The 13,183-nt window shown below is 39.8% G+C and carries 10 protein-coding genes; 6 read left to right on the forward strand and 4 right to left on the reverse strand.

Going from position 1 to position 13,183, the window contains the following annotated elements:
* Nucleotides 1-28: 28 nt before the first annotated feature.
* The 5 genes from AC52J8_RS15755 to AC52J8_RS15775 all read left to right on the forward strand — a co-directional run bounded on the left by AC52J8_RS15755 (nt 29) and on the right by AC52J8_RS15775 (nt 5,973).
* Nucleotides 29-148 (forward strand): hypothetical protein, encoded by a 120-nt coding sequence (locus tag AC52J8_RS15755; protein ID WP_079380912.1) that lies wholly within the window; start codon nt 29-31, stop codon nt 146-148.
* Nucleotides 130-1,332, forward strand: coding sequence for an acetate/propionate family kinase (locus tag AC52J8_RS15760; protein WP_068930376.1), 1,203 nt, complete (start codon nt 130-132; stop codon nt 1,330-1,332). The genes AC52J8_RS15755 and AC52J8_RS15760 overlap by 19 nt, the downstream gene beginning before the upstream one ends.
* A gap of 45 nt (nt 1,333-1,377) precedes the next feature.
* Nucleotides 1,378-3,522, forward strand: coding sequence for a phosphate acetyltransferase (gene pta / locus AC52J8_RS15765; RefSeq protein WP_086400279.1), 2,145 nt, complete (start codon nt 1,378-1,380; stop codon nt 3,520-3,522).
* A gap of 227 nt (nt 3,523-3,749) precedes the next feature.
* Nucleotides 3,750-5,276, forward strand: coding sequence for a fumarate hydratase (locus AC52J8_RS15770; RefSeq protein WP_002115045.1), 1,527 nt, complete (start codon nt 3,750-3,752; stop codon nt 5,274-5,276).
* A gap of 142 nt (nt 5,277-5,418) precedes the next feature.
* Nucleotides 5,419-5,973: a DUF2059 domain-containing protein gene (locus AC52J8_RS15775; RefSeq protein ID WP_086400280.1), complete on the forward strand. Its 555-nt coding sequence runs from the start codon at nt 5,419-5,421 to the stop codon at nt 5,971-5,973.
* A gap of 24 nt (nt 5,974-5,997) precedes the next feature.
* Here the strand turns inward: AC52J8_RS15775 and AC52J8_RS15780 are convergent, their stop codons facing one another.
* The 4 genes from AC52J8_RS15780 to tig all read right to left on the reverse strand — a co-directional run bounded on the left by AC52J8_RS15780 (nt 5,998) and on the right by tig (nt 10,419).
* Nucleotides 5,998-6,714, reverse strand: a complete 717-nt coding sequence (locus AC52J8_RS15780) for a DUF2846 domain-containing protein (protein ID WP_002115030.1) — start codon at nt 6,712-6,714, stop codon at nt 5,998-6,000.
* Between the two features lie 152 nt (nt 6,715-6,866).
* Nucleotides 6,867-8,180: an ATP-dependent Clp protease ATP-binding subunit ClpX gene (gene clpX / locus AC52J8_RS15785; RefSeq protein WP_002114726.1), complete on the reverse strand. Its 1,314-nt coding sequence runs from the start codon at nt 8,178-8,180 to the stop codon at nt 6,867-6,869.
* Between the two features lie 105 nt (nt 8,181-8,285).
* The gene (gene clpP, locus AC52J8_RS15790) at nt 8,286-8,891 is read right to left on the reverse strand and encodes an ATP-dependent Clp endopeptidase proteolytic subunit ClpP (protein WP_002114870.1); all 606 of its coding nucleotides are present in this window, start codon (nt 8,889-8,891) and stop codon (nt 8,286-8,288) included.
* 193 nt (nt 8,892-9,084) lie between these two features.
* A complete protein-coding gene (gene tig / locus AC52J8_RS15795; protein ID WP_002114878.1) occupies nt 9,085-10,419 on the reverse strand; it encodes a trigger factor in 1,335 nt (444 codons plus the stop codon).
* A 414-nt stretch (nt 10,420-10,833) separates the two neighbouring features.
* Between tig and AC52J8_RS15800 the strand changes: the two genes are divergently transcribed.
* The gene (locus AC52J8_RS15800) at nt 10,834-13,122 is read left to right on the forward strand and encodes a TonB-dependent receptor (protein ID WP_086400281.1); all 2,289 of its coding nucleotides are present in this window, start codon (nt 10,834-10,836) and stop codon (nt 13,120-13,122) included.
* Nucleotides 13,123-13,183: the final 61 nt, after the last annotated feature.

Consider the following 13,183-nt stretch of genomic DNA (forward strand, 5'->3'; position numbering starts at 1 on the left):
AAGTCTATCTTGGACAGAAAAACAACACATGCTAAAACATGACAACCCGTTCAATCTGTATCAAAAAATAATACATCTTGAACAGGAAGTTAGGAAAACTATTTTAAATCAGGACTTGGGTATTTCAACGTGGCTACATCAGTATTAGTTATCAATTGCGGCTCTTCATCTATTAAATACGCACTGGTTTCAGAGCGTCGTGAAGAGCGTATTTACGGTTTAGCAGAAAACTTGGGGGCAGCTGATGCTCGTATTAAGGGAATTACAGTAGGTGGTGAACCACTTGAACTTTCAATCCCTTATGCTGACCATGCCAAAGCTTTAGAAACTTTACTTGCACGTCTTGCCAACTACAAACCGCAAGCAATCGGACATCGTGTTGTACACGGTGGTAGTTTAACCAAAGCAGAATTACTCACTCCTGAAATTATTGAACGTATTCGTGCTGCGACACCTTTAGCCCCACTTCATAACCCAGCACATTTAATTGGTATTGACGCAACCGTACGTCTATTTCCTGAATTACCTCAAGTTGCCGTATTCGACACTGCATTCCATCAAACCATGCCACCGCATGCATACCGTTATGCAATTCCTAAGTTTTTATATACTGATCACAACGTTCGTCGTTATGGCTTCCATGGTACAAGCCATGCTTATGTGTCTGACAAAGCGAGTGAGCTAGCAGGTAACCTTAAAAAAGGTGGATGGTTAACAGCGCATCTAGGAAACGGCAGTTCAACTTGCGCAGTGTGGAATGGACAAAGTGTTGATACCTCTATGGGTCTTACTCCACTTGAAGGTGTAGTGATGGGAACGCGTAGTGGTGACGTTGATCCAAGCTTACATAGCTTCCTTGCGAAAAATCTCGGTTGGGACTTGGCTAAAATTGATAAAGTTTTAAATAACGAAAGTGGCTTACTAGGCTTATCACAACTGTCTAACGACATGCGTACAGTCATTGAAGCTGCTGAAAATGGCAACGAAGATGCTAGTCTTGCAATTGAAGTGTTTAGCTATCGCCTAGCAAAATCACTTGCTGCATTAAGCTGTGGTTTGCCAACTTTAGACGGCTTAATCTTCACGGGAGGTATTGGCGAGAACTCAGCTTATATTCGTGAAAAAACCTTAGCGTATTTACCTCATTTTGGTTTGCAGCTTGATAAAGATCAAAACAACAACCTAAAACGTGGCACTGAAGGCCGAATCGACAACGGAACAGGACCTCAAATTTGGGTCATTCCTACAGATGAAGAAGGCCGTATTGCCAAAGAAACTCGTCAAGTTGTTGAAGCAGCAGAAAATACAGCATCTGTAGCAAGCCTTGCTTAATTAGAGCTTAGCGAAAACTCGATATTCGTTTATTTATAGGTTTATATGAATACAATTTTATTGATTCCTACAGGTGAAGGGGTTGGCTTAACCTCTGCCTGCTTAGGTATGATTTACGCTCTTGATTGCAACGGCATTAAAGCAGGCTTTTTAAAACCATTTTCTCAAGAAGACCAAGAGCATCTTGACCGAACCACTTCATTATTCGGTCATTTATTTCAAAGTAAAACCGTTCAATCTATTTCGCATGAAAAATTAACTCAGCTTATTGCCGCTGGGGAAGTAGATGAATTACTTGAAGAAGCGGTTAGCCTTCATCGTAGTGTTGCAGCAGACCATGATGTCATTATTGTGGAAGGTTTATTACCAAACGGACAAGACCACTTCGCCAGTGAGCTCAACGCAAGTCTTGCACAAGCGCTTGATGCAGAAGTTGTATTAGTTAGTACAGCAGATATTCAAAACCCGAAAAAAGCCGCAGAAAAAGTAGATGCTCATTTACGTCAGTTTGGTGGAGCAACATCAAATCGTACTGCTGGCGTGCTTTTCATGCGTACCCGTGGATTAACTGAAGAAACAGCACAAATTCCTGTTGCGTTTGATCCATCGTTACGACCGACTGAAGAAATCGCAAAATTTACGACTGAACTGCAAAAATATAATCGTTATTTTGGTTCTAGTGATTTACCGATTATTGGGCTGGTTCCATTTAGTAACACGCTAAGCGTACCTAGAACACTTGATATTGCAAATGTCATTGATGGGCAATGGGTACATCAAGGTGAAGCTAAAACACGTCGAATTTTGCATTCGAGTTTAATTGCTTCAAGCATTGAATATGAACTGAATAAGTTTATTGCAGGAGAGTTAATTATTAGCGCATCTGAACGTACCGACGTTTTACTTGCAAGTAGTTTGGCAACCAGCAATGGTATTCCTCTTGCAGGTTTGGTACTTACCGAAAGAGAAGCACCAGCACCAGAGCTTTTAGAGTTTTGCCAAAGTGCAATTAAACAAGGTTTGCCAATTTTACATACCCGTTTAAATACACTTGAAACTGCTCAGCGTTTATCTAATTTTGGCAATGAGATTCCAACTGACGATACTGAACGTGCTGAGCAAGTGACTCGATTTGTTTCAAGTCATATTGATGTTGAATGGCTTAAACAGCACAGCAACAATGCCGCTACCCCTCGCCTGTCGCCATCGGCTTTCCGGCATGAACTGGTGCAAAAATCGATTGCAGCGAAAAAGCGGATTGTGCTACCTGAAGGTGATGAACCGCGCACCATTCAAGCTGCGGCAATTTGTCAGGCACGTGGTATTGCTGACTGTATTTTGTTAGCTAAACCAGATGCTGTGCACGATGTTGCAAAAGCACGTGGTATTGAATTACCGGCCGAATTGGCAATTGTCGACCCTGATAGTATTCGTGATCAATACGTTGTACCAATGGTTGAGCTACGTAAAGGTAAACTCAACGAGCTGCAAGCGAAAGAACAGCTTCAAGATACCGTAGTGCTTGGCACCATGATGTTAGCCTTAGATCAAGTCGACGGTTTAGTTTCAGGTGCGGTACACACCACAGCAAATACGGTCCGCCCAGCATTCCAACTCATCAAGACAGCACCTGATTATTCACTAGTTTCATCTATATTCTTTATGCTTTTGCCAGATGAAGTTTATGTATATGGCGACTGTGCGATTAACCCAGACCCAACAGCAGAACAACTTGCTGAAATTGCAATTCAGTCGGCTGACTCAGCGAAAGCATTTGGAATTGACCCACGTATTGCCATGATCAGCTACTCAACTGGTACTTCCGGAACAGGTGCTGATGTTGAAAAAGTACAGCAAGCAACTCAAATTGCTCAACAACGTCGTCCTGACTTACTGATTGATGGTCCACTTCAATACGACGCAGCTTCAGTTGAAAGTGTGGGGCGTCAAAAGGCACCTGACTCACGCGTTGCTGGCCGCGCCAATGTATTTATTTTCCCAGACTTAAATACGGGCAACACAACTTATAAAGCAGTACAACGTGCTGCAAATGTTGTAAGTGTAGGCCCAATGCTGCAAGGCCTCAACAAACCAGTCAACGATTTGTCTCGTGGAGCATTGGTAGATGACATCGTCTTTACCATTGCATTAACGGCAATTCAGGCAGAACAGCAAGCCACTGCCAAATAATTAATAAATTCACCTTTACTACCTCTCGCCATTTGATATCCGCTCAAATGGCTTTTTTTATTTTAGTCATTCAAAAATAAATAATTCTCCGATCTGTCTCTTTTAAATCACATCAATATGTTCTTATGCGACTTTCGGTCAAAAGATCAACCAATCTCCCACAACCCTGTCTTTTTGTCATATAATTTAGCCCGCTAGCTAACAGCCCGCTCAAGAGATTTTCTGGTATGACAACGATTATCAAACAAGATGACTTGATTACATCGATCAAGGACGCCCTACAGTTTATTTCGTACTATCACCCGCAAGACTTTATCCAAGCGATGAGCCGTGCTTATGATCGCGAAGAAAACAAAGCCGCAAAGGATGCAATTGCACAGATTCTAATTAACTCTCGCATGTGTGCGGAAGGTCATCGTCCAATTTGCCAAGATACTGGTATTGTTAACGTTTTCCTTGAAGTGGGCTTAGATGTTAAATTTGACTTAACAATGAGCTTAGACGATGCGGTAAACGAAGGTGTTCGCCAAGGTTACCTTGAAAACAGCAACGTTCTTCGTGCATCTGTACTTGCTGACCCTGCATTTGGTCGTAAAAATACAAAAGATAATACCCCTGCTGTAATTCACTACAAACTCGTTCCAGGTAATAAAGTAGATATTACTGTTGCTGCTAAAGGTGGCGGCTCAGAAAACAAATCTAAACTTGCGATGCTTAACCCATCTGACTCGATTGTTGACTGGGTACTTAAAACTGTTCCAACAATGGGTGCAGGCTGGTGTCCTCCAGGTATGCTCGGTATTGGTATTGGTGGTACTGCTGAAAAAGCCATGATGCTTGCTAAAGAAGCGCTCATGGAAGAAATCAACATGGACGAATTACTTCGCCGTGGACCAGAAAACAAAATCGAAGAACTTCGTATCGAAATCTTTGAAAAAGTAAACGCACTTGGTATTGGTGCTCAAGGTCTTGGTGGTTTAACGACTGTTCTTGATATTAAAATTAAAGATTACCCATGTCATGCTGCTGGTAAACCAGTAGGTATGATTCCTAACTGTGCTGCTACTCGTCATGCTCACTTCCAGCTTGATGGTACAGGTGTAGCTCATATCCAAGCACCAAAACTTGAAGACTACCCATCTGTAACTTGGGACTCTTCACAGTCTAAACGTGTAAACCTTGATACCATTACTCAAGAAGAAATGGACTCTTGGAAACCAGGTGATACCTTACTTCTTAGCGGAACAATGTACACAGGTCGTGATGCTGCTCACAAGCGTATGGTTGAAATGATCGACAATGGTGAAGAATTACCAGTTGATCTTAAAGGTAAGTTTATTTACTACGTTGGCCCTGTTGATCCAGTGGGTGATGAAGTCGTTGGTCCTGCTGGCCCTACAACTGCAACACGTATGGATAAATTCACACGTAAAGTATTAGAGCATACTGGCCTATTCGGTATGATCGGTAAAGCTGACCGTGGTCCTACAGCAATTGAAGCAATCAAAGACAACAAAGCAACTTACTTAATGGCAGTTGGTGGTGCGGCTTACCTCGTATCTAAAGCTGTTCGTGAAGCTGAAGTTGTTGCGTTTGCAGACTTAGGTATGGAAGCAATCTACAAATTCGTAGTTGAAGATATGCCAGTTTCTGTTGCAGTTGATGTAAACGGTACTTCAATTCACGCAGTAGCTCCAAAAATCTGGCAAGCGAAAATTGGAAAAATTCCAGTAGTCGATGCAGCAGCTGGCTAATCAAGAAAAGCACCGAATTCGGTGCTTTTTTTATGCATTCTTTTTTTATTTTAAAATCTGAAAAGAATTGTAACAATTACTTCGTCAATCTGTGCTATTAATGAAAGCACCCTCTCGTCAAATATTGAATATAGGTCATTTCATGACTATTCGCCCTATTCTTAAAAATCTCTCAATCAGCCTTTGTCTAAGCTGTATTACCACAAGCTTGTTTGCCTCTCCTGCCAAGTTAAGTTCAGTTAAAGAACTCATGCAAATGAGCCAAATTGATTACCTGCTTAAAGAATCAATTGATGAATTAACGCCTTACTATGATCAACAGGCAGAACAGATCGTTAGTAATATCACGGGTATCAAAACTTTAGGTCCAAAAGAAAAAGAGGCCGCGAAGAAGTTAGGTTCTCTTCTAAAAGATTCGAGTAATCAGCTGATTAGCAACTCCAAAACAGCTCAAGCCTTACAGGATATTTATCTTAAGACTTATACTGAAGAGGAAATTCAGGCTAATCTGAAATTTTTAAAAACCCCAGAAGGCCAATCAATTACGCGCAAGAACGTACAGATTATGGGGCAAATTTCAGAATATATGATGGAGTTGGGACAGCAAACATTTAATGACCCTAAAGCACGAGATCATATGCAAGAAGAGATGCTTAAAATTCTTGCACCGTTGATGAAAGATAAAGAAAAGTCTTAACTTTTCTTTATCTTTTGCAGCTCATTACCAAGTTAAAGGATTCCATAATTTAAATGGTTTAATCAGATGTACATCTGATTTTTCATCATATTTAGCTGGCTTTAATTCTTGTGGTTTATGGCGGATCTTTCCTGAAGCATCTTCAGCAACAAAATTATAGCTAGAAGATTTAAGCTCAGTAAATGCTATCTCTCTACGTCCAATATTGTCTTGCATTAACATAAATGGACCAGTATGTTCACTTCGGTCCATTTTATTTTCTTCATCATATTTCAAATAATAAGACGTTCCCGCCTCAACAGTGATATCAATATATTTTGGTTCTTGAAAATGGATACCAAGTAAAGGGCGACTTGCTGAAAGACGATATGTTCCTGCTGGCAACTCAATCCAGTAATAATGATTATGTAATAGACTCGGAATGCGCTTACCATTCACAAAGAGATTAATCGCTGCAATTTCCTGACGATTCCATTTTGTGTCGGGTCGATATAGATAAACTACAGCTGCCTGTTCATTTTGTGGTTTGATTGGAGCAAAAGTCTGACCCAATTTTTGGTTGACCCACCCTCCCACAGTAAAACCGCCTAAATGATATTGATCTAATAAACCAGGTTCTTTTTCAACATCAACTTTAGGTAGAGTCGCGGTCAATTCACTCGGATTTTTTTCTAAATGAGATGAACTTTGACAGCCCACAAATAGTCCTGCACAGCACAAAGATACGATTAAATAACGCATGGCATCCCTCAAAGCGTTTTGTTTTTGATTTATTTTTTACACCGCAAAACTATGCGTATTTTGTATTTTTAAGATTAACACTACCCATATAAATTGAAAACAAAAAAAGCATGAATCACTAACGCGATACATGCTTTTTAGATGAATGAAATCTATGCAGACTTCGAATCAATAACCTTTAAATCTGCCTTAGCAACACTTTCATGCGTTGCAGCTTCTTTAGGTTGGCGTTCAGCCTGATAAACAGGTTCTGCTTCACCATTAATGACTGCTTCATTAATAATGACTGTTCCAACATCTGTACGACTTGGTAAATCATACATAGTTTCAAGCAGTACGTTTTCCATAATAGAACGTAGACCACGCGCCCCCGTATTACGTTCAAGCGCTTTTTTAGCAACAGCACGTAATGCAGAATCTTCAAAGATCAGATCAACATTTTCCATAGTGAAAAGATATTGATACTGGCGTGTTAATGCATTTTTTGGCTCAGTCAAAATTTGCATTAAAGCTTCTTCGTCTAGCTCTTCAAGTGTAGCAATCACTGGTAAACGACCAATGAATTCTGGAATCAAACCAAATTTCACTAAGTCAGTTGGCTCAACCTGACGGAACAATTCAGCAAGCTTTTTGGTTTCATCTTTGTTTTTAACGTCAGCTGTAAAACCAATACCGCCTTTCTCTTGACGCTGTTGTACAATTTTTTCCAAACCAGAAAATGCACCACCACAAATAAATAAGATATTTGAGGTGTCAATTTGGATAAACTCTTGCTGCGGATGCTTACGGCCACCTTGAGGAGGAATCGAAGCAACTGTACCTTCAATCATTTTTAATAATGCTTGTTGTACACCTTCACCAGACACATCACGCGTAATTGATGGATTTTCAGATTTACGAGTAATCTTATCAATCTCGTCGATATAGATAATGCCCTTCTGAGCCTTTTCTACATCGTAGTCTGCTTTTTGCAAAAGCTTTTGCACAATATTTTCAACATCTTCACCCACATAACCCGCTTCGGTTAATGTTGTTGCATCTGCCATCGCAAATGGAACATCTAAAAGGCGAGCTAATGTTTGCGCAAGTAAAGTTTTACCTGAACCAGTTGGTCCAATCAGTAGAATGTTACTTTTAGCAATTTCTACTTCTTTAGACACATGGCCATTATGGCCCACTTTCAAGCGTTTATAATGGTTATAAACCGCAACAGAGAGTGTCTTTTTGGCAAGATCTTGACCAATAACATATTGATCAAGCGCAGCACGTATTTCATGTGGTTTTGGCAATGCCTTGCTCGCCCAGTCACCTGCTTCAACCTGTTGGCTGGTTTGTACAAGGTCTAAGCAGACATCCACACATTCATTACAAATATATGCGTCCTCACCTGCAATCAGTTTCCCGACTTCAGACTGCGTTTTACCGCAAAATGAACAATGTTTTTGTCCTTGAGGATGTTCGGACATATTCACTCCACAAATAGAATCTTAAATATTAGGGCAAGATGCACTGCATAAATAACTAAATGGAGATCTTTTTCAACATCTCAAGTTATTTACATAAGAAGGTCCTTATGGACGCTTACTTAACACCTGATCAACCAGACCATATTCTTTAGCAGCTTGGGCTGTCATAAAGTTATCACGATCAGTATCACGAGCAACGGTTTCATAGTCTTGACCACTGTGCTCTGCCATTAAGCGGTTCAAACGTTCTTTAATAAAGAGAATTTCACGCGCATGGATTTCAATATCCGATGCTTGACCACGGAAACCACCCAATGGTTGATGAATCATGACACGGGCATTTTCTAAACAATAGCGTTTGCCTTTAGCGCCCGCATTTAACAAGAATGCACCCATTGAAGCAGCTTGCCCCATACAATATGTCACGACATCAGGCTTAATAAACTGCATCGTGTCATAAATAGCCATGCCCGCTGTCACAGATCCACCTGGAGAGTTGATATAAAGGTGGATATCTTTATCAGGATTTTCAGCTTCTAAAAACAACATTTGGGCAACAATCAGATTTGCCATGTTATCTTCAACTTCACCTGTCAAAAAAATGACGCGCTCACGTAAAAGTCGTGAATAAATATCAAAAGAACGTTCGCCGCGAGAAGATTGTTCAACCACAACAGGAACTAAAGCATTTTCAATTGTTGGAACATACATACGTTATTTATTCCTAAATTTTTTGTGACTTAACCTATGGCAACAATATGCGGGATAATTTCTCAAATTGCAAAAGGTTCGCACTGAAATATTATATTATTTATACCTAAGTACTTAATGCCGCACTCTAATTGATCACATAAAGAAAAACAAAAAAGGCGCCTCAGGCGCCTTTTTCTGACTTCTTAAAAGATTAGCCCATACGGCGAGCTTGTTGTTCTTTCAATAAGTCATCATAAGATACAGCTTTGTCAGTCACTTTAGCACCAGCTAAGATGTGATCAACAACTTGATCTTCTAATACAACTGCTTCGATTTGAGCACGTTGTTGAGCATCATTTTTGAAGTATTCAATCACTTCAGTTGGATCTTCGTAAGAAGAAGCCATGTCGTCAATGTAAGCATCAACGCGAGCTTGGTCAACTTCAAGTTTAGCATCAGCTAAAACTTTGCTTACCAATACGCCAAGCTTAACAGAACGCTCTGCTTGTTCTTTGAACAATTCGTCAGGAAGCATGCTCTTGTCAAAAGATTGCGCGCCTGCACCACCAAATTGTTGAGTGAACTGTTGAACCATTTGTTGACGTTGGCGGTCAATTTCTTGCGCAACCATTGCAGTTGGAACTTCAACTTCGTTCGCAGCAACAAGTGCATCAAAAGCAGCTTGTTTAACTTGGTTACGTAAACCATTGCGAACTTCACGTTCCATATTCTTACGAACGTCAGCTTTTAATTTCTCAACGCCTTCTTCTTCAGTTACACCGAAGATTTTCAAGAATTCAGCATCAATTTCTGGAAGTTTTGATTTTTCAACTTGCTTCACAGTGATTTTGAACTGAGCTGCTTTACCAGCCAAGTTTTCAGCTTGGTAGTCTTCTGGGAAAGTAACATCAATTACTTTCTCTTCACCAGCTTTCATACCAATGATGCCGTCTTCAAAGCCAGGAATCATACGACCTGAACCTAACACAAGTTTAAAGTCTTCAGCAGAACCGCCTTCAAACTTCTCACCATCGATAGTGCCTTCAAAGTCAAAAGTCACTTGCATGTCTTTTTTCGCCATACCCTTGGTTACAGCCCAAGTTTGACGTTGTTTTTGCAAGTTTTCGATCATAGCGTCAACGTCAGCGTCTTTAATTTCAGCTGATTTACGTTCAACTTCTAAGCCGTCAAATGCTTTTACTTCAACTTCTGGATAAACTTCTACAGTTGCTTCAAAAACTAAAGCGTCTTCTTTATGTTCAACTTTCTCAATGTTCGGCATACCTACCGCATTGATTTTTTCTTGTTGAATTGCTTCAAAAACGCTATCACGAATGATGTCATTTACAACTTCTTGATAAATGCTTGCACCGTATTCGCGACGAACAACGTTTTCAGGTACTTTACCTGGACGGAAGCCGTTGATCTTCACAGTTTTGGCAGTGCGCTTCAAACGAGCTTCAAATTGCTCGTTAATACGGCTCGTCGGTACAGACACATTTAAACGACGGGCAACGCCCGAAACCGCTTCAGTCGTTACTTGCATGGCTTCCTCGATAAAAATTAGTTAGTAGGAACAGTTTTTAAAAAAGTGCTGTATTATATGACAACTTTCAAGATATACAAAATTAACCGATCACTTCATGTAAGTGAAGGACATTATTCTAGTAAATTTCACAGTAATTTTATGATTCTTTAAATATTTTTCATAAGTACTTAAGTAAAACTAATTTTTTAGTTATTCTTTATAGATCTAAAATTACAATTAAACTTTGAATTTAATCGCTTTAATAAACAATTACCAATAATCAGTAGATTAGCTACATAAAAGTACATTTCCCCATTCAATCATTCACTTTTCCTTCACAATTCAATTGGCAAATCCAATTAACACAAACTGTACATATAAATAAGAATTATTATTATTCGCATAACCTTTTAGTTTTAGAGTCCTGAAGTTATGTCTTTGATTAGAACACGTAAAAAAATTGTTTCTTCTGCAATAGCTTCATCGCTATCAATGATTGCAACAACAGCCATGGCGCAAGAAACAGTTTCACAATTACCAACAATTCATACTAAAGCGACTCAAGAAGAATCTTTAAAAGTAGATCAGTCTGCAAACTCTAAATTCGTAGCTCCTCTCAAAGACACACCAAAATCAGTCTCTATTCTTTCTCAAAAATTAATTAAAGATACAAACTCTAATACCCTACTCGAAGCATTACGCTATGAGCCAGGCATTACTTTAGGTGCAGGTGAAGGCGGCACACCGTTTACCGACATGCCTTACATTCGTGGTTATAGCGGTCAGTCTTCTATTTATGTCGATGGTGTTCGTAATACAACGTCTCAAAATCGCGATATGTTTGCCATTGAACAAGTTGAAGTGATTAAAGGCTCTTCTTCTGCCCTTGGTGGTGGTGGTAGCGTGGGTGGAAGTATTAACTTAATCCCTAAAGTTGCTCATGAAGGCGATGTATACCAAGGCAGTGTTCAAGGTGGTACTGACAACTATCGTCATATCCAACTTGATGCCAACAAAGACTTTGGTAACGGAGTTGCTGGTCGTGTAGTTATCATGGGTCACGAAAATGAAAAAGCTGGTCAAAGTAACGGTGCAGAATATGCCCGTGCCGGTATTGCCTCAAGTCTTGCATTTGGTTTAGATACGGCAACTCGTGGAACACTAAGCTACTACTATTTACGTAGTAACGATGAACCTGATGCAGGTATTCCGTTTAACAATGCAAACCCAACCAAACCTCCTGTTGGAGTTATTCTAACTCCTGGTGACGGCAAGCCTGTTGATGTAAAAGCTGGAACCTACTATGGCTGGAAAGCGCGTGATTTCGACAAACGCGAAAACCACATTGGTACGTTTAAGCTAGAACATGATTTTAATGAAAATCTTACCTTGTCTAATATAGCAACATACAACAAATCTAAATCTGATTATGTTTATACGAATGCTGATGACTCTAAGGGTAATATTTACAGAGGCACAATCGCTCGCCGTGCGTTAAGCCGTATCTTAGATAGCGATGCTTATAGCGATCAGCTTTCTTTAAGAGGTAAATTCAACACAGGTAGCCTAAAGCATTCTTTTAATGTTGGTACCGAGTGGAGCTTCCAAGAAACTGATCAGGGTGTACATACTTTTACTAATGCTGCTGGTGAAACCACATCGACCATTTTAGACAGCAATATTCAAAACTGTACTTCAGCTGCTGCTGTGTCAAATGGCTGGTGTACGAGTTTAAATAATCCTGGAAATGGTGCCTTCACAGATAAGCGTGGATCTATCACTGCACAATCGACCACTCGTAGTCATAATGTAGGCGTGTATGCTTTAGATAGTATCGAATTTAATCCACAATGGTTACTTAACTTAGGTGTTCGTTGGGATAAATTTGAAACTGAGAAAAAATATAATAAGGACGTAAGTGGACGTACTCCTCATAAAGCTGGTGATAAATTAGAAAGCGATACAGATTACTTCTCTTACCAAGCTGGTTTAGTTTTTAAACCAACAGAAGATGGTAGTATTTATTTAAGCTATGCTACGTCAGCAAATCCAGTAGGCGTGCTTGCTGAAGGTGACACAGGTTCAGATTCTATTAGCGACTCAGGTGCTGCAAGTGCGAGTGCAAATGATCTAAAACCAGAAGAAGCTCGTACTTTCGAGTTAGGAACTAAATGGGATCTGTTTAATAACCGTGCTAATTTAACAGCAGCAGTTTTCCGTACTGAAAAGCAAAATACACGTATCCAAATTGATCCGAACACGACAGCCAATGCTGGTAAAAGTAAAGTTGATGGATTTGAAATTAGTTTGAACGGGAAAATTACCGACAAATGGGATGTTTCTACAGGCTATAGCTATTTAGATAGCGAAATCACAGAAGCTGCATATAATGCGGTTGCTCAAGAAGGTAAACCATTACCATTTGTAGCGAAAAACAGTGCTACACTTTGGTCTACTTACAGAGTAATGCCTCAATTGACTTTAGGCGCTGGTGTTGAATATCGTGATCAAGTCTTTGTGAACACAACTGCTCCGAAATACTTGCCAACCTATACTATTTACAACGCGATGGCTAAATACGACGTGAACAAGAACGTAAACTTACAGCTTAATATTAATAATATTTCTGATAAGCGTTACTTTACTAGTGCGCATGCAGCTCACTACGCATTTGAAGGCAATGGTCGTAATGCTGTCTTAGCAATTAATTTTAAGTACTAAGGTTGAATTCCATAATTTATTTATGGAATTAATTAAAGTTCATATAAAATAGCCTCGTCAC

The sequence above is a fragment of the Acinetobacter sp. S-1 genome (assembly GCF_059579785.1).